This is a genomic window from Actinomycetota bacterium (genome assembly GCA_030776725.1).
Taxonomy (GTDB): Bacteria; Actinomycetota; Nitriliruptoria; order Nitriliruptorales; family JAHWKO01; genus JAHWKW01.
In genome coordinates, this window is record JALYHG010000061.1 from 1 (window position 1) to 21339 (window position 21339).

At 69.8% G+C, this 21339-nt stretch carries 21 protein-coding genes and 1 tRNA gene; 12 read left to right on the forward strand and 10 right to left on the reverse strand.

Features of this window, described 5'->3' with window-relative positions; genetic code table 11:
- On the forward strand, positions 1-493 hold a 493-nt coding region (locus M3N57_02650; GenBank protein MDP9021598.1), incomplete at its 5' end, for a hypothetical protein.
- A gap of 18 nt (positions 494-511) precedes the next feature.
- Here M3N57_02650 and M3N57_02655 read toward each other — a convergent pair.
- Entirely contained in the window at positions 512-2095 is a 1584-nt protein-coding gene (locus M3N57_02655) for a DNA cytosine methyltransferase (GenBank protein ID MDP9021599.1), read from the reverse strand.
- An 863-nt stretch (positions 2096-2958) separates the two neighbouring features.
- Positions 2959-3402 (reverse strand): hypothetical protein, encoded by a 444-nt coding sequence (locus M3N57_02660; protein ID MDP9021600.1) that lies wholly within the window; start codon positions 3400-3402, stop codon positions 2959-2961.
- Positions 3403-3950: 548 nt separating this feature from the next.
- Between M3N57_02660 and M3N57_02665 the strand changes: the two genes are divergently transcribed.
- Positions 3951-4217 carry a DUF2442 domain-containing protein gene (locus M3N57_02665; GenBank protein MDP9021601.1) on the forward strand — a complete coding sequence of 89 codons (267 nt, stop codon included), beginning with the start codon at positions 3951-3953 and terminating at the stop codon, positions 4215-4217.
- Between the two features lie 188 nt (positions 4218-4405).
- Here M3N57_02665 and M3N57_02670 read toward each other — a convergent pair.
- Positions 4406-4482: transfer RNA gene (locus M3N57_02670), tRNA-Ala, on the reverse strand.
- Positions 4483-4684: 202 nt separating this feature from the next.
- Between M3N57_02670 and M3N57_02675 the strand changes: the two genes are divergently transcribed.
- Positions 4685-5155, forward strand: coding sequence for a Gmad2 immunoglobulin-like domain-containing protein (locus M3N57_02675; GenBank protein MDP9021602.1), 471 nt, complete (start codon positions 4685-4687; stop codon positions 5153-5155).
- A 30-nt stretch (positions 5156-5185) separates the two neighbouring features.
- On the opposite strand, the gene M3N57_02680 is transcribed toward M3N57_02675, so the two are convergent.
- Positions 5186-7261 carry a superoxide dismutase family protein gene (locus M3N57_02680; GenBank protein MDP9021603.1) on the reverse strand — a complete coding sequence of 692 codons (2076 nt, stop codon included), beginning with the start codon at positions 7259-7261 and terminating at the stop codon, positions 5186-5188.
- Between the two features lie 113 nt (positions 7262-7374).
- On the opposite strand from M3N57_02680, the gene M3N57_02685 reads away from it, so the two are divergent.
- Genes M3N57_02685 through M3N57_02695 form a run of 3 tightly spaced genes read left to right on the forward strand, consistent with a single transcriptional unit; the run spans position 7375 to position 9333 of the window.
- On the forward strand, positions 7375-7764 hold the full coding sequence (locus M3N57_02685; GenBank protein ID MDP9021604.1) for a response regulator: 390 nt from the start codon (positions 7375-7377) through the stop codon (positions 7762-7764).
- 59 nt (positions 7765-7823) lie between these two features.
- The gene (locus M3N57_02690; protein ID MDP9021605.1) at positions 7824-9017 is read left to right on the forward strand and encodes a thiolase family protein; all 1194 of its coding nucleotides are present in this window, start codon (positions 7824-7826) and stop codon (positions 9015-9017) included.
- A 7-nt stretch (positions 9018-9024) separates the two neighbouring features.
- Positions 9025-9333, forward strand: a complete 309-nt coding sequence (locus M3N57_02695) for a hypothetical protein (GenBank protein ID MDP9021606.1) — start codon at positions 9025-9027, stop codon at positions 9331-9333.
- Positions 9334-9485: 152 nt separating this feature from the next.
- Here the strand turns inward: M3N57_02695 and M3N57_02700 are convergent, their stop codons facing one another.
- Positions 9486-9791: a cell division protein CrgA gene (locus M3N57_02700; GenBank protein ID MDP9021607.1), complete on the reverse strand. Its 306-nt coding sequence runs from the start codon at positions 9789-9791 to the stop codon at positions 9486-9488.
- Between M3N57_02700 and M3N57_02705 the strand changes: the two genes are divergently transcribed.
- From M3N57_02705 to M3N57_02715, 3 genes are read left to right on the forward strand one after another with little or no spacing between them, the layout of a single operon-like run.
- A complete protein-coding gene (locus tag M3N57_02705; GenBank protein ID MDP9021608.1) occupies positions 9783-10466 on the forward strand; it encodes a class E sortase in 684 nt (227 codons plus the stop codon). The two genes, M3N57_02700 and M3N57_02705, sit on opposite strands and share 9 nt — an antisense overlap.
- Entirely contained in the window at positions 10463-10624 is a 162-nt protein-coding gene (locus M3N57_02710) for a hypothetical protein (protein ID MDP9021609.1), read from the forward strand. Before M3N57_02705 ends, M3N57_02710 begins: the two co-directional genes overlap by 4 nt.
- Complete coding sequence (locus M3N57_02715; protein ID MDP9021610.1) at positions 10621-11568, forward strand: YihY/virulence factor BrkB family protein; 948 nt, start codon at positions 10621-10623, stop codon at positions 11566-11568. Before M3N57_02710 ends, M3N57_02715 begins: the two co-directional genes overlap by 4 nt.
- Before the next feature lie 44 nt (positions 11569-11612).
- Here M3N57_02715 and M3N57_02720 read toward each other — a convergent pair whose 3' ends face one another.
- The gene (locus tag M3N57_02720; GenBank protein ID MDP9021611.1) at positions 11613-12689 is read right to left on the reverse strand and encodes a polyprenyl synthetase family protein; all 1077 of its coding nucleotides are present in this window, start codon (positions 12687-12689) and stop codon (positions 11613-11615) included.
- Between the two features lie 118 nt (positions 12690-12807).
- Between M3N57_02720 and M3N57_02725 the strand changes: the two genes are divergently transcribed.
- The gene (locus M3N57_02725; protein MDP9021612.1) at positions 12808-14211 is read left to right on the forward strand and encodes an AMP-binding protein; all 1404 of its coding nucleotides are present in this window, start codon (positions 12808-12810) and stop codon (positions 14209-14211) included.
- Positions 14212-14228: 17 nt separating this feature from the next.
- Positions 14229-14831, forward strand: a complete 603-nt coding sequence (locus M3N57_02730) for an aminodeoxychorismate/anthranilate synthase component II (protein MDP9021613.1) — start codon at positions 14229-14231, stop codon at positions 14829-14831.
- A gap of 79 nt (positions 14832-14910) precedes the next feature.
- On the opposite strand, the gene M3N57_02735 is transcribed toward M3N57_02730, so the two are convergent.
- The 3 genes from M3N57_02735 to M3N57_02745 all read right to left on the reverse strand — a co-directional run bounded on the left by M3N57_02735 (position 14911) and on the right by M3N57_02745 (position 18921).
- A complete protein-coding gene (locus M3N57_02735) occupies positions 14911-16461 on the reverse strand; it encodes a hypothetical protein (protein ID MDP9021614.1) in 1551 nt (516 codons plus the stop codon).
- A 232-nt stretch (positions 16462-16693) separates the two neighbouring features.
- The gene (locus M3N57_02740) at positions 16694-17686 is read right to left on the reverse strand and encodes a PDZ domain-containing protein (GenBank protein MDP9021615.1); all 993 of its coding nucleotides are present in this window, start codon (positions 17684-17686) and stop codon (positions 16694-16696) included.
- A gap of 14 nt (positions 17687-17700) precedes the next feature.
- Complete coding sequence (locus M3N57_02745) at positions 17701-18921, reverse strand: site-2 protease family protein (GenBank protein MDP9021616.1); 1221 nt, start codon at positions 18919-18921, stop codon at positions 17701-17703.
- A 93-nt stretch (positions 18922-19014) separates the two neighbouring features.
- Here M3N57_02745 and M3N57_02750 point away from each other — a divergent pair, with 93 nt between their 5' ends.
- Positions 19015-20184: a VLRF1 family aeRF1-type release factor gene (locus M3N57_02750; GenBank protein MDP9021617.1), complete on the forward strand. Its 1170-nt coding sequence runs from the start codon at positions 19015-19017 to the stop codon at positions 20182-20184.
- A gap of 72 nt (positions 20185-20256) precedes the next feature.
- Here the strand turns inward: M3N57_02750 and M3N57_02755 are convergent.
- The coding region (locus M3N57_02755) for a DUF11 domain-containing protein (GenBank protein MDP9021618.1) at positions 20257-21339 on the reverse strand (1083 nt) is incomplete at its 5' end.

The window sequence follows — 21339 nt, forward strand, 5'->3', positions numbered from 1 at the left end:
GGATGAGGCCTTCGGTGCTGCTGGTTGGGAACCTCAACCCTATATTGTAGATCCAAGCCGGACTGATCTCCCCGCAACGGGACTTAAAGCCGATTTCAAACGAGACAAAATTCAGATCGAAGCGCAATTCGGAAACATGGCGCGGTGGTATACCGATGTATTCAAGTTCCAACTGTCGTACTCGATCGATCAGATCGATGTGGCGGTTCTCATCGTCCCGATGAAGAGGTTTGCGAACCTAATCGATGAGAATGTTGCCTATATGGAACGAATTTCTAGGGAGCTGCCTACGGCAAAGATGTCGCTCACACTTCCGATCTGGGTTATCGGTGTTGAACCCGAGGACTACGCACCCATCGAAAAGCGGTACGACGAGGGCTTCGAAGCACAACAGGCCAGGACAGAGAAGGAGATCGCTAAGATTCCGATGAGAGCGCGAATGGAGGAGGATGAGCAGGAAGACGCGACCGAAGAGTCGGCCAGCACCCGGTGAATCTGGTAGACGGGACCGCTACTCAGCCCTAGATGCGTTGAAAGCGGCTCCTACGATCAGCCCCGCCATAATCCAGTGTCCATGGTCTCGAAACTTGGGGCGTTGCCCGTCTCGGACGTTCGGAACCAACTCGAAGATGATATCGAGAATCTGATCAAGCGAGACCACATTGATAATCGCGCGGATGGACTTAGCTGTTGCCCCTAGGTCGTCGGCCAACTCGAAAGGGTGTACCGACTCCTCGGCCCTGTGCGTCCATCGTCGTTGGATGTCTGCACCGGAGTGAGCGCTCCAAGAGTCATGTCGATCGGTGATCGCTTTGCGCACTTCGTTGGAGGTGTCGCTGGGTAGCGCATCGAGAGCGGTTGCCAGGAGTTCGTCCGTTAGCTCGACCGTTTCGTACTTCTTCGAGTTGCCGTAGTAAAAGGCTGTCCGCCAGGAGGGGTTGTCCTTGCGAGCCGAGTTGGCCAACTCAACCCTCATGCCACTCCCGAACCGGAGATGAGGTAGCGCCGCGCGGAACTTACGATTGCGACGGTGTCGATTGCTCAGCCCGGGCGGAGGAGTCTCATCCGGGCGGTCCGGCGGTTGTGAGTGGTCACATAGGATCGAGCCCGAGGCGCCGAGATCACCCGGCTCGGTGCCAAGCATCGCATGGCCTATGTAGTAGGCCGCCAGCGGAGGAAGTGCGTTACCGATGAGCTTCAGCTTGTCGGTGTACGCCCCGCCGAAGAACTGGTAGGTGATGGGGAACCCCTGCAGCGATGCCCGCTCACGCAAAGTGAGACGTCGGTAGCAGCCTGGCCTCTCGGGCGCTTCGATGACGATGCTCTCTCGGGAGACGCGGGTGCAGACGGCGGTGACGGTTCGAGAGGGTCGCTCCAGCTCGTCCGGGAAGCTCATCTTGTTGTACACGGGGTGGTACGTCTTCGCTTCCCGGTTCATCCGCTCCTCTTCGTCGTTCAGCGGTGCCTCGGGTTCCTGCTCCGTCAGTTCCTCACGCGTCAGCTTCAGGTCGTAGATGGGATCGCGCACGGGCGCGTCAGACAGACGCTCGAGAACCCCGCCGAACGTCCTGTTGGGCAAGCGCTCGGTGTAGGCCTCGAGCAGCTCGAGCGGATAGCGCCCAGCGATCATCCTCCTCCGCTTCTGCGGTAGGCCCAGGGAAGCCATGTTCACGACCTCGATCACGTCCACCAGGTCTGCGTAGCGCCGCAGCAAACCACCCGGCTGGATCTCGCGTCGGAGGATGCCGGCGACGCGGGGCACGTTCTCCATGGCCCAGTACGCCGGTTGGAGGTGTTCCACGATCTCGAGAAACTTCGCGATGTCGCGAAGGCCCTCGGCGATGTCGCCGTTGCCGCCGCGGTTCGCGAAGGAGAACTCGGTACAAGGAGGGGAGCCGACAACGATGTCCGCTTCGGGCACGTTCCGCGGATCGAGTTGTCGGATGTCCACTTCGTCGACTCTGGAGCCCAGGTTCGCTCGGTGGGTCCGCGCAGCGCAATCCCACCACTCGTACGAGCGGATGACCTCGATCCCGGCCATGCGTAGACCGAGGCTCCAGCCTCCGGCTCCGCTGTAGAGATCGATCGCCTTCATGTGCTCGCCCTGTCCGTGAGCGTGGCCCCACTCTAAGGGAAGCTTGCGACAATGATAGTTATTAGCTTTACTTCCCAGCATGGCGACTCCAGGACAGGGCATCGTCGAGGGGTTGAGCACGCCTCAGGTCTGCGAGTTCGCAGGCGTACCGCGTTCTACCCTCGACTATTGGGCAAGAAGCGGCCTGGTGGAACCCTCACTCGCACCGTCGTGTGGAAAACGCTTCACGCGCTATTGGTCGATCGCTGACGCAGTAACCGCGCGGGCGATCGGTGCGCTGCGCGATGCAGGGTGCCCGCTGCAGAAGGTCCGGCAGGCGAAGGCAACTATCCGCGACTGGGGCGGGGACCTAGACCGAGTCGTCCTCTATTGGGACGGAGCCGACATCTTGGCTCTCGAACAGTGGGGAACGGTGCGCTCCGTGGTGACGCATCCGGGGCAGCAGATACTCCACCTGGTCGCCCTCCCTATTCCGGAATGGTGGGAGGAAGCGAGTGCTAACGCCGAACCGATCGACCTAGGAGAGGTGAGGGAGCGTCGTGGGCGACGGGGGGATGCGGGGCCGCCGAGGACGAAGCGGCTGGCACCCTGACGGCGGCCTTCCAATATCGTCGGGTTTCACCACAGCACAGCGGTGGCTGTGAATGTGACGATCATGTCCTGCAAGCCCGCTCCCGCACCGACGGGCCTTGAGCGCCCCCAACACGACAGCGTCGGGTTCCCCTGGAGACGGTTGATGAGTTGCCCCCCTAGCGTCCGAACCTGGGCCGCCGCCCCTGTCGCGAGTGACCGACGCAGGTGTTGAGATGCTCGGGGGTCGGAGCAATGTCACGCCCCGACCCCCGACGATGCTGCCTACCCGGTCAGAGATTGATCTCAAGCTCCGACTCAGGCAGCTGGTCCATGATCAATGAAGCCAGCGTCGCGAACCCACCTCGACCGCCGTACAGGAGCGCCTGGCCACCGTGGCGCTTGCCGAGCCAGAAGTCCGGCTCGATGAACTGGTCGGCGTGCTTGAGCATCTGCTCCATCTTGGCCACGCTGAAGTCGGCCCCCGCGGCCAAGCAGTTGCGGAACACGAGAGCTGCGACCTCGTTCCAGGCGAACACCCCGACCGACTTCTGCAGCACGTACCGGGACGGCTCTGCGAAGGCTTCGGCCATCAGATTCCGGAGCGCCTTCCAGAAGTTGTCCAGAGCCCCCGCGATCACCTCGGGTTCCTTGTCGCCCAGGACGCCATCGAGGACAGGCTTCAGCGACTCCGTCCACGTCCGCTGGCTCGCGACACCCTCCTTGCTGTTGGGCATCTTGATCCGGTCCTTCCAGGGCGAACCGGGTTCCGCGTTAAGGATGTCCACGATGTCGAGAGCCTTCGCTCGCCGTCCCTCGCGAGGCTCGTCGAACTCCCCCAGCTCACGGAGGAGCCGGTCGGCGAGGTCCGTGCGGATCCCGCTTGGCCTTCTGGTTGATGATCACGAACTGACGGATCTCCTAGCCGACGGCAGGCTCGACGGTGGGGGCGGGCTCTCACCGGCTTCCGTTCACGGCATCCACCGCATCGTGCGGAAGGCGCTGAACGACGCGGTCTCCTGGGGAGTCCTGGTCGTTAACCCGGCAGGCAACGCCAATCCGCCGCGTCTCGCCACTGTCCGTGCGGCTCGTCGTCGCAAGATGCGGACCTGGACCGCCGGGCAAGTCCAGAGCTTCCTGAAGCACACCGAAGAAGACGAGCTGTACCCGCTCTGGTACGTCGCGCTGGCGTCGGGCATGCGTCGGTCCGAGCTGCTTGGGCTCAAGTGGACCGACGTTGACCTCGACCGTCGCATCCTCTTGAACAGCAGTTGGAGGAGCGGCAGTGAACGAGATCCTTCCCGTCGTCGACGTGGTCGGCGTGACGCTCCTGGGTCGCTACCTCGTCGAACTCCGGTTTGAGGACGGCCAGGTCCGGGTCATCGACCTGGAGCCGTACCTGGAGGGGCCGATGTTCGAGCGGCTGCGCGACTACGACCTGTTCTGCCAGGTCGAGGTCGATTCGCGCGCCGGCACGATCGTGTGGCCCAACGGGGCGAACATCTCATCCCGGACCCTGTACGCGGAGTCGAAGCCGAAGGTCCCCGCGTAGATCGCCCGGTTCCGCTCGACCGGCCGTCTGATCGGGTCGGTTGCCGTGTCCCGCTGGCGTCTTGCCGCCGGTCGTGTCACGACCGGTACCCGGTCCAGTCCCCGTACCGCTCGTGATCAATTCGTGATCAATCCGGATGTCCCCGGAGATGGCGGAGGAGCCGAGAACCCCGCTGACCTGCGGAAACGTGGTGGACCCGATCGGATTCGAACCGACGACTTCCTGCTTGCAAAGCAGGCGCTCTGCCAAGCTGAGCTACGGGCCCGCGACGGTCTGGTGACCGAGATCACCGCGGTCACGGATGGTATCGGAGCATCCGCGCCCCATCCCGAGCCGACGGCTGGCCCTCCCAAGGTGGGCCGCAGCCACCACGGGCGAGGTCCGCGACGGGTCTACGGCGGTGGCGGAGCGCTTAGGGACCCGGACACACCGCCTAAGCTGCTCGGCGACGACGATCAGGCAGGCCGATGTGTCACCGCAAGGGCCTCGCGGCCGCCATCGTGGTCCTCATCGTCGCGACGGCCTGCGGGACCCGCGGCGACCAGGCGGGCGAACTCCGAGCGCAGTCGACGGTGACCGTGACGGTGACCGCCTCACCCGACGCCGACGATCCCTGCGCCGACCCCCCGTCGGGAACTGATCTCATCTTCGTGGTGCAGCCTTCGCCTGGCGAGCGGGTCACCAGCCCGTTCACCGTCACCGGATGCAGCTCGACGTTCGAAGCGAACGTCGTGTGGGAGCTCCTCGACGCTGACGGGGGGACGCTGGCGGACGGATCGACGATGGGCGGCACGATGGGGCAGCCGGGGCGGTTCTCCTTCGATGTGGAGTTCGACGTCACCGGCGAGGAGATCGCGACCTTGCGCGTGTACGAGTCGTCGGCGGAGGACGGCTCCGAGATGCACGTGAACTCGCTGCCGATCGTTCTTCAGCCCTGACGCTGCCGTCAGGCAGCCGTGCGCCGGTCGCTAGCAGCCCTCCCCCCGTGCGCGGTTCTCGAACCCGGCGACGACCTCGTTGGCCAGTGCTGCCGTCCCGCCGTAGGCGTACTCACGGACGATCGCGTCCGCGTTGTCGCAGGCGTATCTCGCGACGGCCGGATGCAGGTTGGTCTCGTCGGTCAGCACCACCGGCCCACCGAGGCGTCCGACGTGCGGCCCACCGGCGAGGGCGTCGGCGAAGTACGGGTCGGTGGGTTCGGGGCTGAGCCCGTCACGCGACAGGGCCACGAACGTCGGGTTCGGGAAGAACCGGTTGGCGACGGCGATCGCCGTCTCGATCCGGGTCGGACCGAACAGCTTGTTCTCGTTGGGCAGGCCGGCGTAGGCCCGCGCCGCCGGGCCACCCACCGCGAACGCTGGCTCGTTGGCGTGCGCGGCGATGTAGGCGGTGGTGGCCGGGTGCGGGTCGTCGCCCACCGAGTACACGATCACCGCATCCGAGTCGACGGCGGCGGCGCCGGAGGCGACCGCGTCCGGCCAGTTGTACCCGGTCGTGACGATGACCCGGTCGTGGGTGGCGTCGAGCTCCTCGGCGACCCGGATCGCGGTCTCCACGCGGGTCGCCCCAGCCAGCCGCTGGGTGGTGTAGCCCATGTCCCGGACGGCCTGCTCGACCGCGGGGCTGATCGCCTCGGGCCCACCGAGGATGAACACCGTCTTGCCGGTGGGCAGCACCCGCTTCAGCTCGGTCTCGGTCGTGTCGGTCAGCTGATCGCGCTCGGTCAGGAGCGTGACGCCGCCCTTGGCTTCGGCCAGCGGGGCGCCGGTCAACGCGTCGGCGTACACGAACGCCCGCGCCAGGACCACCGCCTCGGCACGTTCCGGCAGCGCGGTCGGGAACGTGTTCTGCGAGATGGCCGCAGCCGTCCCGAACCGGTCCGGACCCCACAACCGGAGGGCGCCCTCGATCATCCCGCAGGCCTCACGGCCGCCGGCGTCACCGGTGGCCCGCGTGACGGCGTCCGGCTCCGGCGGCTGATAGCGGTTGGGGATGTTGGCGTAGTTGTCGGGCAACTGATGCACGATGACCGTGTGGCCGGCGACCTCGTTCAGCTGGGTGACCCGGTCGGTGTCGAACGCCAGCGCCGCGTCCTCCTCGGCCATGTACAGCACCGGCATGTCGCCGTCGTGCGCGGGGTGGCTGTTGGGCGGGTCGTCAGGGTTGAGGTGCCCCAGCGCGTGACCGAACGATGGCTGCCCCTTGGCCTTGATGCAGCGGTCGCCGGCGTGGACGTGGAACCCGTGGAACGCGTTGGTCGGCGCGATCCCGGTCGCGAACGCGGCCACCAACATCGACGCGGCCCTGTCGCCGTCCGCCGGGATCTCCTCGAAGACGACGAGCCCAGCGTCCTCACCGGCCCGGTTCACCAGATCGACGAGGATCGCGCCATCGGCGGGAGCCAGGTCCTCGGTCGGGATGTCGGTCGGAGGCTCCTCGGTGGTGGCCGGCCCGATCACCCCGCAGGCCTCGCGGGCGCCGGCGTCGCCGCTCGCCAGAGTCATGGCGTCCGGGCCGGGGGTCCCGCCGGAGGTGTACCGGTCGGGGATGTTGGCGTAGCTGTCGGGCAACTGGTGGACGATCACCGATCGCTTCCCGGCGACCTCGGCGACCGTGAACCGGTTGGTGACGAACAGCAGGTTGGCGGTGCCGTCCGCTTTGACGTACAGCACCGGCATGTCCCCGGCGTGCTGGCCGTGCGGGGTGTTGCCCGGGTTGTAGTGGCCTCCGGCGGTAGTGAAGGGACCATCGGGAGCGTTGGGGTCACAGACCGGGTTCGCATGCACGTGGAAGCCGTGGAAGGCCCCTGGGGTGATGCCCCCGGTGATGGTCGCCACGACAACCGTGTGGTCGGGATCGAACTGGATGAAAGCGACCTCCCCGACCTGCACACCCTCTTGGTTCTTGAGCACCGTGGTCGCCGTCTCCACCGTCTGCGCATGCGCCCCGGGCGGTACGGCGACGACCAAGGCGGCAGCCAGCGCAGCCGCCACCGTGAGCGCGCCAGCCCGACGCCAGCGGACGGTGAATACAGGTGCTCCCATGCGACTACCCCTCGCCCCACGATGGTCGGGTAGAGACTAGGTCGTCGGGCGCCCGGTGGGAACCCGGAGCGGATGTCGGCGTAGGCTGCTGCGACCGCGCCCCGGGAGGAGGCATGAGCCACCACGTCCTGGTCGTCGACGACGATACGAGCGTGCGCCTGGTCCTCGGCATGCAGATGCGCGCGGAAGGGTGGCGGGTCCGCGAAGCCGACACCGCCGAGCAGGCCGTTGCGATCCTGCGCGAGGAGGACGTTGACGCGGTCGTCCTCGACCACCGCCTGCCTGGCGCGTGGGGTCTGCGCACTTCCACGCACCTGCGCGAGCAGGGCTTCGACGGCCCGATCGTGATCTTCACCGGGAACCTCGACGCGGCCGTGCGGGCCGAGGCCGCCGAGCTCGACCTCCCCGTGGTGGCCAAACCCGATTCGCCGCAGGTCGTCGACCTGCTCCGCGACGCTCTCGGGGGTCCGAAGCGGGGGCGCCGTCAGCGACGTCGCCGGTAGGCCGCGCTCCCCAGGTACGCTCCGGGGCGCAAGCGACTGTTTCACGGAGCCCCTTGAACATGCGCGAAGCTGTGATCGTCGAGGCCGTCCGCACCCCCCAGACCCGTGGCAAGCCGGGCGGCGGCCTCCACCACGTTCACCCGGTCGACCTGCTCGCAGAGACGCTGCGCGGCCTGATCGACCGGGCGGGGATGGACCCCCGCGAGGTCGACGACGTGATCGCCGGCTGCGTGTCGCAGATCGGCGAGCAGACCTACAACATCGCCCGCAACGCGGTCCTCGCCGCTGGCTTCCCCGAGACGGTCCCCGCCACCACGGTCGACCGCCAGTGCGGTTCCTCGCAGCAGGCCGCCCACTTCGCCGCGCAAGGGGTGATGGCCGGGGCCTACGACGTGGCGATCGCGTGCGGGGTCGAGTCGATGAGCCGGGTCCCGATGGGGTCGTCGCTGGCTGGGAAGAACCCGTTCGGGTCGAAGCTGTTCGAGCGGTACCCGGAGGGGCTCGTCGCCCAGGGGATCTCGGCGGAGCTGATCGCCGCGCGTTGGGGGTTGCCCCGCGAAGCGCTCGACGAACTCGCGCTGCACTCGCACCGGCGCGCCGCTGCGGCCGCCCGCGACGGCCGGTTCGACCGTGACATCCTCCCGATCAAAGCCGTGCAGGACGACGGTTCGATCGCGGAGGTCACCACCGACGAGGGGATCCGGCCCGACACGTCACTGGAGGCGTTAGCCGACCTGCGCCCGGCCTTCTACGACGAGTCGCTCGCCGAGCGGTTCCCCCAGATCCGGTGGGTGATCACCGCCGGGAACGCCTCGCAGATCTCCGATGGGGCCGCGGCGGTGCTGATCACGACCCCGGAGAAGGCCGGGCAGCTGGGTCTGGAGCCCATGGCCCGGTTCCACACGTTCGCGCTCGCCGGCGACGACCCGATCCTGATGCTGACCGGCGTGATCCCCGCGACCCGCAAGGCGTTGCAGCGCGCTGGACTGACCGTCGACGACATCGACCTGTTCGAGGTCAACGAGGCGTTCGCCCCGGTCGTCCTCGCCTGGGCCGACGAGCTCGGAGCCGACCTGGACCGCGTCAACGTCAACGGCGGCGCGATCGCGATCGGGCACCCGCTGGGCGCCTCAGGCGCGCGGCTGCTGACCACCCTGGTGCACGCGATGCGAGCCCGCGGCGTCCGCTTCGGCTTGCAGACGATGTGCGAGGGCGGCGGGCTCGCCAACGCCACCATCCTCGAGCGTCTGTAGGCGGGTGATGGCCGTCTGGATCGTCCTCGGCCTGGCGGCGATCGTCGTGGCGGTCGTCTTCGGGGCCAAGTGGGTGCTCGCCCCGTTGTTGGGCGTCGCGATCTACAAGGCCGGGACGTCGATGTTGCGCGGCATGGCGGCGGACGCGGGCGCAGCCGACCCCGTCCCGCAGCCCGCGGTCGGTCGCGGGGAACGCACGCTGTACTGGTGCGCGCAGTGCGGCGCGGAGCTGCTGCTGGTGATGCGGGGCGCCGCCACCTCCCCCCGCCACTGTGGGGAGCGGATGCACGAGCGCGTCGAGCTGGTCCGCGAGTGAGTCGCAGCCAGTGGCAACGGCCTGATCAGTTCAAGATGCCCACAGATTGTGGATGAACGCGGTGGACAACCCCGGTGCGGGACGACATCCGTGTGCTTCGTTATCCCCAGGACGTGGATGGACGTGGGGAAGAACCACACCCGTGCAACTCGTCATCGCCACTGGGTGAGGAAGCCGAAGCCGACCGCCATCACCGCGAACCCGGCGACCAGCCCGAGGTTGCCGTCCCACAGGACGTTCGGCACGTACGTCACGATCACCACGACGACGCCGAGGACCAGCAGCGACACCCCGACCGTGGGCACCCACGGCGGGCTGGGCTTTGGCTTGACGGGCGGGCCGGCTGCCTTGCTCGGCCGCGGCCTGGCCTTACCCTTCCTGCGATGTCGACTCTCAGGCACGATCCGGTCCAGATGCGTCGGTCGGCGGCCGATGGTACCGATGCGGCCGTGCCCCACCGCCGCGGAGTGATCGTGTCCAAGGTTCTGCGTGCGGTCGGATGGCTGCTCATCGCCACCGGCGTGGTCATCCTGCTCTACCTCGTCTACCTGCTGTTCTGGACCAACCGCAGCGCTGACGCGTCGCAGCGTGAGCTGCTGGACCAGTGGGAGGTCTCGTACGGCGCGCTGGACGGCGACCCGGCCGCGCCCGCCGAACCGGCCGCACCGGCCGACCCTGGACCGGTCGACCCTGGCGATGCCTACGCCGCGATGTGGTTCGAACGGCCGGGGAGCCACACTCCGCCCGTCCGCGACGGCGTGCTGTTCGTGGTGGAGGGCACCAGCCTGGAGGTCCTCAAACGCGGCCCCGGTCACTACACCGACACGGCGGCGCCCGGCGAGCCCGGCAACTTCGCGGTGAGCGGGCACCGCACGACCTACGGCGCGCCGTTCTACCACCAGGACCAGTTGCAGCCGGGAGACGAGATCCACGTCGTGGACCGCGAGCGGCGCGAGTGGGTGTACGTCGTGCGCCGTTCGGAGGTGGTCGCCCCCACCGCGATGTGGGTGATCGGCCGCGACCCGCTGGGGGCGGGACGGGCGACCATGACGCTGACCACCTGCCATCCACGGTTCAGCGCCGCCCAACGGCTGGTGACCTTCGCCGAGCTCCGCCAGGAGCCCACGGCGTGACCGGCGGCGGGCTGCCGACGGCCGTGAAGGTGCTGTTGGGTGTGGCGCTCGTGGCGGTGGCGGTCGTGGTGCTGTTCACCTGGGTGTTCCCCTGGGTCGAGCAGCGCATGGAGGATCCCACCCTCGAGACCGGCGCGGCCGGCACCTGGTCGAGGTGACCTCGGGCGCCGATCGCGAGGAGCAGCGGCCTGCCGACCGCCCGGACGTCCACGCCGATGAGCAGTGGCCTGCCGGCTCGGAGATCGCCGGCGTGGCCGCGTGGACGGCGCGGCGGTTACCCGACCCGGTGGGGCGGGTCGCGCTCGACGCGGTCGGTCATCTCCGCGGCACCCGCTCCGTCGGGTTGGTGGCCGAGGTGGCGTTCTTCGCTGCGGCGGGCCTGATCCCACTCGCCGTCGCGGCGCTGGCGTTGATCGGGGCGTTGGACTGGCTCATCGGCGCCAGCACGGCCGCGCAGGTCAAGGACAACCTGCGGACGGCGATCATGTTGACGTTCGACCGCGAGGTCGCCAACGCGGGCGTCGCGGCCCTGTCCCGCTTGTTCGACGGCAACGCGGGGATGCTCCTCTACCCGCTGGGCGTGGCGATCGCGCTGTCGTCGCGCGGGTTCACCGGCGCGATGCGCGGCATCACGACCCTGTACGGAACGGCGGAACGCCGTGATCTGTGGCGAGACGCTGTGGCCACGGTCGCGTTCACGTTGGCAGCCGCGCTGCTGGCGGCTCTGGCGATCCTCGGCACGCTCCTGCGCCCCATCGAAGGGGAAGGGTTCGTGCGGATGTACTCGTGGGGCCGGTGGATCGTCGTCCCCGCCGGTTCGTTCGCGTGGATCACCACGCTGTACCACTACGCCCGCGGCTGGGACCGCCCGTGGCGCGCCGAGCTTCCAGGCGCGGCGGTGGCGAGCGCAGGTGTGGTGGTGTCCGGCCTGGTGTACGGCATCTACATGCGGACCACGCCGTCCCTGGGGCTCGGATCGTTCCTGGGCCCGGTCCTCGGGGGCGCGGTCGCCACCTTCACGCTGCTGTTCTTCCTGGCCGCCTCGATCATCGTGGGTGGGGCGGTCAACGCCCGGCGGGACGCCCCGTCCCACGCCGACTGACGCTGGCGGCCAACCACCGCTCGCAAGCGCCGGGTTGTCGACCGCTACCGGCGGCGTTCGACCAGGACGGCCGCCAGCTCCTGCAGCAGGCGTCGCTGGTCGGGTGCGATCGGCGACGCGTCGATCGCGGTCCGCGCCTCGGCGGCGAGCTGGTCCACCTTGGCTTCCGTGGCGGCCAGCCCACCCGAGGCCGACATGAGGTCGCGGAGCTCGTCCGCCTCGGCGGCGGTGAGATCCGGCTTACCGAACATGGAGTCGAACCGACTCCGCTGGTCGTCGCGCAGGCGTTCGATGGTGAGAGCGACCAGCAACGTGCGTTTGCCCTGGGCCAGGTCGGAGCGGGCCGACTTGCCGGTCTCGACCTCCGACCCGAAGACGCCGAGGATGTCGTCGCGCAGCTGGAACGCTTCGCCCAGTGGCACGCCAGCGGCCCGCAGCGCCCGCGACACCGGCCCATCGCCGGCCGCGAGGATGGCACCGATCTCCAGCGGTCGCGCCACCGAGTACCGGCCGGATTTGTAGCTGGCGATCGCTAGCGCCGCCGCGGCCGAGGCCTGCTGGTCGTGCGCGGCGACCAGATCGAGGAACTGCCCGGCGGTCAGTTCCTCGCGCATCGCCGTGAAGGAGCGCAGGGCGGCGACGAACCGTTGGGGGGGGACGACGGCCGCGGCCTCGGCGAACAGCTCGTCGGCGAGGACGAACGCGAGGTCACCCAGGAGCAGCGCGGCGGACGCGCCGAACGTCTCCGCCCCTCCGGCCCACCCGGCGTCGCGGTGGCGGTCGGCGAAGGCGACGTGGGCGGTCGGCCGTCCCCGCCGGGTGGCGGCGTCATCCACCAGGTCGTCGTGCACGAGCGCGGATGTGTGCAGCAGCTCCACTCCCAAGGCGGGGCCCAGGGCGGGCGTGATGTCGCCTCCGCCCGCCGCCCGGAACCCCACCAGGAGAAGGACAGGACGCAGCCGCTTGCCCCCACCGCTGACGAACGCGCGCAGTTCCTCGCTGAGCGGTCGCAGGCCGGAGTGCAGCCCCACCAGCCGTTCGTCGATCCGCGCCATCACGTCGCACAGCTCGCGGTCGAAACGGGAACGCACCTCATCGAGGTCGGCCGGCAGCTGCGCCATGCCGGCAGTATGGCGCAGCGCCGCGTCGCCCAGATGCCGCCTCAGCGCTGCTCGTTACACTCACCCTGCCCGCTGTGTGTCTGCCGCGAACGGCGCCAGGTCCACTCCGAGGAGCGAAGTGCCACACGAACCGGCGCGTCAGCGCACGATGCCGGACCCGGCGGCGCTGCCCCGGCCGTGGATCGGCTCGTACCCGCCTGGTGTGCCGCCGCACTATCCCATCCCCGACGTTGCGGTGACACGACTCCTGGACGACGCGGCACGGGACTTCCCGGACGTCACCGCGACCTGGTTCTGGGGTGCCACGCTCAGCTACGCCGATCTGCTCAGGCAGACCGACCGCCTCGCAGCCGCGTTCCTCGCGCTCGGCGTCACTCCCGGATCACGCGTCGGCGTCGTCCTGCCCGACATCCCCGCCCGGCTGATCGCGCTGTTCGCCACCTGGCGTGTCGGAGCGGTCGCCGTCCCGGTTGACGCGGACACCCCAGAGGCGGAGCTTCACCACGATCTCGACTGCACCGGATGCGTCGCCGCGGTGTGCCTGTCGACCGTGGTCCCACGTGTGAACGCCGTCCGTGGCCGCCTCCCGGCGCTGCGCCACGTCGTCGCGACCGGACTCGAGGACTGGCTGCCGTTCCCCCGCGACAGGCTGTTCCCGGTGACCGGCCGGCGCAGCGGGCACTACTACAGGGTCCGACCCGACGACGACGTCGAGGCGCTCACTGCGCTGGTGGAGGGGCACCGGCGCGTGGCGGGCCAGGCGGTCGTCGCTCCCGACGGCCCGGCCGCCATCGTCCACGCGGACGGGCCGGGACACGCGCACCGCGCCGTGACGCTCAGCCACCGCAACCTGCTCGCCAGTGCTTTCCAGGTCCGGCTGTGGATCCCCGATATCCAGTCCGGCCGGGAACGCATCGTCGTGGCCGGCCCGGTCCCCGGCGCGGTCGACGTCACGGTCGGGGCACTCACCGCCACGTTGGCGGCCGCCACGCTGGTGTTCGTCCCTGCCGACGGTGAGCCGTTGAGCGCCACGGTGGAACGGACCCGGCCGACGATCCTCGCCGGGTGCCCGGCCGCCTTCGGGCACCTGGTCCAGGCCGGCGTACGTGGGCTGGACGCTGCCCGGGTGTGCCTCGTGCTCGGGGCGCTCACGCCGGAGCTGGTCGGCTGGTTGGGCGACCACAGCGGGGCGCGGCTGCGTGTGGCGTACGGGCCGGGCAGGGGTCCCACGACGCACGCCAACCCCGTCTACGGTCGTCCGGTCGACGGCAGCATCGGCTTGCCGATGACCGAGACCGTGGCGGCGGTGGTCGACCCCGACGACCCGACCCGCGTCCTGCCGCCCGGTGCACTCGGGGAGCTGATCGTGTACGGCCCGCAGATCCCGGCCGGTTACTGGCGCCAGCCCGGTCCCCTGGGCCACCGCCTCCACGACGGGTGGTTGCGCACCGGCGACCTCGCCACCATGGACAGCGACGGATGGTTCGCGGTGACCGACCAGCGACGGGACAGCAGCAGGTGACGGGACAGGAGCAGGTCGTGACCCCCCGGGTGGTGATCGTCGACAACTACGACTCGTTCACGTACAACCTCGCGCAGCTGCTCGGGGAGCTCGCCGCCGACGTCGAGGTCGTCCGCAACGACGCGTTCACGGTCGCCGAGCTGGTCGCGGAGCTGCCGGACGGGGTTGTGATCAGCCCCGGGCCCGGGACCCCCGCGGACGCTGGACTGTCCCGCGACGTGGTCCGGGCCGTGGCCGGCACGCGCCCCGTCCTGGGCGTGTGCCTGGGGCACCAGTGCATCGGCGACGTCTACGGCGCCCGGGTCGTGACCGCCCCGGACCTGGTGCACGGCAAGACCAGCCGGATCTACCACCGCCGCGAGGGGGTGCTGGAGGGGCTGCCCGTCCCGTTCGAGGCCACCCGGTACCACTCACTGATCGTGGAACGCGACTCGCTCCCGGCCGAGCTGAAGGTCACCGGCGAGACCTCCGACGGGCTGGTCATGGCGATCCGGCACCGCAACGTCGACGTGGAGGGTGTGCAGTTCCACCCCGAGTCGATCCTCACCGGCGTGGGGATGCAGCTGCTGGGTAACTTCGTCGCGCGGTGCCGGCAGACGGCGACGAACGGCTCGGCGTAGCGGCGCGGGTCGCAGCGTCAGCTGCCGGGACCCTAGGCCGGGGAGACCGGCGCGATCCCGGCCCCCCAGCGACGCCTCCTCAGCGACGACGACGGAGGAACAGCGCCAGGCCCAGCGCGGCGATCGCCGCCAGGCTCAGCCCGCCGCCGGTCACCGGGAGCTGGACGGGCGCCGGTAGCGCACGTTCACCGGCCTGGCCGTACGCGGCCGCAAGTGCGTGGGCCGCCGCGACGCTGACGCCACCGTCGGCCAGCCCCTTGATCAGGTCGATCTTGACCCCGGCCGCTTCCACGACCTTCCCGGGGAGCCCGTCGCGGGTGTCGTCGCGGACGGTGACGCTGCCGACGGCCAACGTCGACTCCAGCGGTGTGCCCTCGGCGATCGTGACCGTGTCACCCTGGGGGAGTGTGATCGGGTCGGGGATCCCGAGCAGGGCGGCGAGCGAGTCGGCTGGATCGATTATCAGCGGCGCCTGGTTGCCCTGCGCGGTGACCTCACCGGTGTCGCGGTCGAACGTGGCGGTGGCGTCGCTCTTCGCGCCGGTGATCCGCAGCAGCGGATCCGTGTCCGCCAGGACGTCGCTGATGGGGATGCCCGCGAGGACCGTGTTGACCAGGTCCCCCACGGCGGGGAGCCCGAGCTGCTGGAGATCGACGGAGGCCACCTGCTGGTCGACTGCGGTGAGGAAGTCGTTGACGAGCCCGGTCAGGGCGGCGACGACGTTGCCGATCAGGTTCAGCGACGGCAGCGCGATGTCGAGCCCGATCGCCTGCCCGGTTCCGGTCACCGCCGCGGCGGCGGCGGCGGAGTCCGCGGTGGTCCCCGCCAGCAACAGCCGCAGCAGCGTGGTGTCGGCCAACGCCGTGTGGATGGTCTGTCGGAGGGTCGTCAGGATCTCTGTGGGGCTCCCGATCGCCGGCGGGTTGGCTACCAGCTCGACCAGCTCCAGGCACGGGTTGTCGACACCCAACGCGGCGAGGTCGATCGGGAGGGGGTTGTTGTTCTCGACCGCCTGGATCAGATCCGTGGCGGTCGCCTCGAGTCCGAGGGTCGCAAGCAGTTCGTTGCAGGCGGTGGTCAGAGCCGCGAGGACCGGCTCCAGGACCTGGTTCTCGGCGGTGTCGAGGGCGGCTTGCAGCCCGGCTTCCTCGACCTGACCGATGAGGAAGTCCGCCAGGAGCGTCGCGAGGTCCCCGCCGGTCAGCTGCAGCGTGAGGCCGCTGGCTTCCGCGTGGCCGTGGGGCAGCCCACCCGTGATCTCTGCCAGCGAGAAGGAGCAGGCGGCGTCCGCCACGTTCAGCGGCGCGGGCAGTTCGGGTGTCGCGCAGTTCTGGCCGGACGCCGGGTCGCGTTGTGTGCCGCTGCCGTCCACCGCGGCCTGGGACTTGGTCGCATCCAGGATGAACAGGCCCACGCCGCTCGCTTCGGCGTGCGGAGCGTTGTTGACCGTCGCAGTGGACCGTGCCCCGACCAGCTCGGGAGCCTGCGGGATCGTGACCGCGAAGCCGTCGCCGCGACCCTCGGTGATGTACCGCTCCTCGGCCTGGGCTCCGGCCGGGGCGGCCGTGGCCAGCATCAACAGCGCCACGACCACCGAGACCACCGGCCCGCGGTTCGATGCCTTGAACATGACCGCTCCCCTCACCCCGACGCCCGGGCGACGTCACGTCGACCCGGACGGGGAGCACCATAGCCGATTGGGCGGGAGGCGCCGCCCCGGAGGGAGTTTCCACGACCGAGCGTGACGCACAGTGGCACGTCGTCGAGCAGGCGGTGCGGTGACAGCGGCGGTCGCCGTGCGGTCGGTTCGGTTGAGCGGGAACCGGGTCACGCCGAGATGCTGGTCGGCCTGTCCGTCGGCGTCAGCGCTGCAGGGCCTGGACCGCGGAGGCGACGTCGGCCACGGCGATCACCGTCAGGCCGGCGGGGGCGGCCCGGCGCGCCTCGTCAGCCTGAGCGGCGGGTGCGATGAAGATCTCGGCCTCGGAGAGCACCGCACCGCGGACCTTCTCCGCGATTCCGCCGATCGGTCCCACCCGACCGTCGATCGAGACCGTGCCGGTCCCGGCGATGACCCGACCACGGGTCAGGTCGCTCTGGTCGAACAGCTCGAACACCGTCAGGGCGATCATCACCCCCGCGGAGGGCCCGCCGATCGCGGACCGGTCCTCGACCGCGATGCCCGCCGGGAAGTCGATGTTCTGATTGACGGTACGGACCAGGACCCCGATCCCCTGCTGATCGAGGCCAGGCAGGTCACCGACCGTGACGGTGACGGTGACCTCCTCGCCGCCGCGCTGGACCGTCAGATGCAGGTCCTCGCCGGTTCCGGCTTGGGCCGTCCTGGTCGCCAGTTCGGCCGCCAACTGCACCGGCATGTCTCCGACGGCGACGACCACGTCACCGGGCTGCAGCCGGCCATCGGCAGGGCCACCGGGGACCACGCCGACCACCTCCGCGCCCTCTCCCTCAACGGTGACCTCGATACCGGCTGCACGCAGTCCGACCGCGGCCGCCACCCGGACGCTCTCTTCGAACAGCTGTCGCTGTGTCTCGAAGAACTCCTGCTCACCGACACCCGGAGGGATGACCGCCTGCCGAGGTGTGACGTCCTGGTAGGGGTCGAGCATCGCCAGGAACCCCTCGACCGCCGTGGCTTGTCTGACCCCGACGGTGGTGAGCAGCAGCCGGCCGCTGACGTCATCGACGGCCCCCTCGACCGCGATCGCTGCCGGAGCGGCGTTCTCGTCGGGTGCCTGGTAGACCGGGATCGCCGGGGTGGCCGCCAGGACGAACAGCGGGAGGGGAACCGTCCAAGCCGACGCTGCCAGCACCGCGACGGACAGCAGCAACACGAGCTTGCGCAAGGTCAGCTGCCCCAGCCGTCGGTCGTTGTCCGTGAGTGTGCCGAGGTGTCACCGGGAAGGTGACGGCCACGGCCGGTGCCGCGCCGCCGCCGCCGCCGCGCGTCGCCGGCTCCCTGGGACGCGGCCGCCTCGACCCGGGCGGGGGTGAGCAGGCCGACCAGCTGTCCGTCGTCGTCGAGCAGGGCGATCAGACCTTCCTCGGCGAGCTCGTCGCGAAGTTCCCGCAGCGGTGTCCCCGGACGGGCGGCAGCGACCGCGTCCCACGGCCGCATCACCTCGATCACGCTGGTGCGGTCACGTCGACGGGGTGGGATGGCCTCGAGGTCACGCCGGACCACCACCCCGATGGTCTCGCCCCGCGCGGTGACGGGGACGGCACGGATCCGGGGGTCGTCGACGCGCTGCATCGCCTCCGCGACGGTCTGCGTGCTGCCAACCGGTTGAGGAACTACCCCTGCGACGTCACCCGCCGGCCGGTCGGACAGCCGCGAGCGCGCATCGGCGTAGCGCACTTCGCTGCTCGCCGCCTGAAACAGGAACCAGCCGATCAGCGCCCACCACAGCATCCCGAGGTTGCCGGCAGCGACCAGTCCCCACACCCCGATCACGACGAACATCCCGCCCATGAGCTGGCCGCTCCGCGCGGCGGAACGGACGGCGCGGGCGCGATCGCCGGTCACCGCCCACACCGCCGACCGCAGGATCCGCCCACCGTCCAACGGGGCGCCCGGGAGCAGGTTGAACACCGCCAGCCCCAGGTTGATCCAGGCCAGGACGCCCGCCACGTCGGAGACCACGTCCAGCCACCGGATCCCGGCGACGACGCCGCCGCCTGCTGCGGCCGAGATGATGCCCAGCGCCGCGGCGATCACCAGGCTGACGTACGGGCCGATGGCTGACAGCGCGAACTCGTCGCGCGGGCGACGCACGTCGAAGCTCGTCTGGGTGACGCCGCCGAACAGGAACAGCGTGATGCTGTCGACCTGCACCCCGCGGTGGCCGGCTTCGAGCGCGTGGCCGAGCTCGTGGGCGAGGACGGACCCGAAGAAGATCAGCGTGGCGACGACCGCCAACCCGATCGCGACGGGGAGGGGATGTCCGTAGCGTGATCCGAAGAGGAACCAGAAGTTGAACGCGACGAGCAGCGCGATGATGGCCCACGACGGGTCCACGCGGACGTCGACCCCGCCGACGGACCCGATCGTGAAGGCGCGGGGGAACACGGGGCGGACGCTACCAGCGGCCCAGGCAGGCTGGCCGAGCTCCCCGTCCGAACGCTGTTCTGGGGCTGCCAGCCTGCCGTTATGGTGGCGCGCATGAGCCTGCTTGACACGATCCTTGAGCTGCTCGACCTCCGCGATGACGTCGGAGTGCTGTCCGTCTACGTCGGGATCACCCCCGAACGGGCCGCGGAACCCAAGCCCGGGTGGCCGATCGCGATCCGCAACGAGCTCCGCGATCTCAAGCAGCGGGTCCGCGACGAAGGACCACACCAACGCTTCGTGGCGCTCGACGAGCGGATCGACGCCTTGAACGGCGAACTGACCCGGCTGCTGGACGCGTCGCGGCACGGGCGCGGTCGGGCGTTGTTCGCCACCGTCACCCGCGACCGGGTCGAGACGCTGTCGATGCAGATCCCGTTCCGCGAGCGGGTCGTCCTGGACCGCACCGCCTACGTCCGACCGCTGATCACCGCGCTCGACGAGGGCCGCGCGGCGGGGATCGCGGTGGTGCACCGGCGGGGGGTGCGGCTCCTGGAGTGGAGCCTCGGAGAGTGCGAGGAGCTGACCAGCGAGGAGTTCACCATCGGTGGGCGGCTGTGGCGGAAGAAGTCCGGACCGGCCCCCGCGCAGCCGCTCGACACCCGCCCCGGCGGGCAGAGACGCGACGAGTTCGAGGAGCGCGTCTACGAGAACCTGCTGCGGTTCGTCCGCGAGCGCGCGCGAGACGTCGCCGACGAAGCCAACAGCCGCGGGTGGGACCGGCTGATCCTCGCCGGCGATCCGCGCCTGACCAAGCCGTTCGCGGAGGAGCTGCACCCGGCCGGTGGCGAGCAGCTGGAGATCACCGACCTGTCCTGGGAGGATGAGGCCCCCAACGTCATCGCCGAGCAGGCGTGGGACATCTTCCGCACGTTGCGCACCGCCCGGGCACGGCGGCTGGTGGAGGAGGCCAGGGACCGGACGCTGTCGGGCGGTGCCGGAGCACTGGGTCTCGGCGACGTGTTGGACTCCCTCAACGAGGGCCGCGTCGACGTCCTCCTCGTCGACGCCGACGCGTCCTTCCAAGGCTACCGAACCGAAGACGGCCTGCTGTACGCCGACGCGACGCACCCGGCAGCGCGAGACGGCGTCGAGGAGCCCCTCCTCGTGGAACGGATGATCGAGCGTGCGCTCGACACCAGCGCGAACGCCGTCCCGGTGGAGGCCGAAGCCGCTGAGCTGCTGCGTGACCACGACGGCGTGGCGGCCGTGCTGCGCTGGTGATGCGCGCGCGGACATAAGAGAACGGGCCGCACCTTGGAAGGTGCGGCCCGTTCGTCTGGGTGAGTCAGGCGGTCAGCGCACGCGCCGGCGCAGCATCAGCGCCAGTCCCGCCAGCGCCAGACCAGCGACGGACGCTGCGGCGGCCCCACCGGTCCGCGGCAGCACCGGGGGAGCCGGGCCGATCACCTGCGGTGCGTCGAGCCGGAACCGGCCCTCCAGCGGGGCACCCACGCCACCGAACGCGTCGTCCTGGCCCGCCACGGGCTGGTCGAAGCACTCCGCAGTGGCGGCCACGTCGTCATGGAACACGCCGGGACCCGAGTTGGGGCTCACGTGGACGGTGATCGTCACCGACCTGCTCTCACCGGGCGGGATCGGCCCGATGTCGTTCCACACGACCTGCTGGTTGCTGACCTGGTCGGCCTGCGGGTCGGTCCCGCGGACCTCCCAGGCCACGCCCGGCTCACCGGAGATGGTGTCCTCGACGCGAACGTTGCGCAGCTCGCAGGCGAAGTGGTTCAGCACCGTGATGGTGTAGGTGAACGTGTCCCCGGGCTGGACCTGCTCGGGGGTCACGGTCTTGTTGACGGGGAGCGGGCACAGCAGGCCGCCCTCCGGGACGGTCGCGGCGACCTCCATGTGGCCGACACGGATGTCGCCGAGCTCCGCAGCCGTCACGCGGACGACGTCCACCGCCGCCGAGACCGACGTGGGTGTGACCGTTGGCTGCGTGTTCGCGTCGCCACCGATCGCGCGCGGGTCCTCACCGATCGCGATCTCCACGCCGGGGATCTGGTTGATCACCAGGCCCTCTTGGCCGAGGAGCTGCTGGGTGGTGACCGTGAGCACGTCCTCGATCGTGCCGCCGGTGGTCTGTCGCAGCACCCGTAGGACAGGCGTCTCGGGGGACGCCTCGCCCGGTCCGTAGTGGACGAACGACGCCCCTGCGATCCCGCCGGCGTGTGCCCGCAGCACCCACTCGCCGAGGAACTCCAGCGTGAGGACACCCTGATCGCCGAGGTTGATGGTGATCGGCGCGATCGTCTGGCGGGTCTCGGCCACCAGCGCGAGGGCGTTGCCGACAAGCTCACCCTGGGCGTTGATCTGCGGGGCGAGGTAGTTCCGCGACAGCGACCACGACACGTTGCGTTCTGG

Excerpts from the sequence above, each read along its gene's own strand:
- M3N57_02655 (MDP9021599.1), bottom strand. The coding sequence starts at position 2,095 with ATGAAGGCGATCGATCTCTACAGCGGAGCCGGAGGCTGGAGCCTCGGT.
- M3N57_02660 (MDP9021600.1), bottom strand. The coding sequence starts at position 3,402 with ATGCCCAACAGCAAGGAGGGTGTCGCGAGCCAGCGGACGTGGACGGAG.
- M3N57_02675 (MDP9021602.1), top strand. The coding sequence starts at position 4,685 with ATGTGTCACCGCAAGGGCCTCGCGGCCGCCATCGTGGTCCTCATCGTC.
- M3N57_02680 (MDP9021603.1), bottom strand. The coding sequence starts at position 7,261 with ATGGGAGCACCTGTATTCACCGTCCGCTGGCGTCGGGCTGGCGCGCTC.
- M3N57_02685 (MDP9021604.1), top strand. The coding sequence starts at position 7,375 with ATGAGCCACCACGTCCTGGTCGTCGACGACGATACGAGCGTGCGCCTG.
- M3N57_02690 (MDP9021605.1), top strand. The coding sequence starts at position 7,824 with ATGCGCGAAGCTGTGATCGTCGAGGCCGTCCGCACCCCCCAGACCCGT.
- M3N57_02695 (MDP9021606.1), top strand. The coding sequence starts at position 9,025 with ATGGCCGTCTGGATCGTCCTCGGCCTGGCGGCGATCGTCGTGGCGGTC.
- M3N57_02720 (MDP9021611.1), bottom strand. The coding sequence starts at position 12,689 with ATGGCGCAGCTGCCGGCCGACCTCGATGAGGTGCGTTCCCGTTTCGAC.
- M3N57_02735 (MDP9021614.1), bottom strand. The coding sequence starts at position 16,461 with ATGTTCAAGGCATCGAACCGCGGGCCGGTGGTCTCGGTGGTCGTGGCG.
- M3N57_02750 (MDP9021617.1), top strand. The coding sequence starts at position 19,015 with ATGAGCCTGCTTGACACGATCCTTGAGCTGCTCGACCTCCGCGATGAC.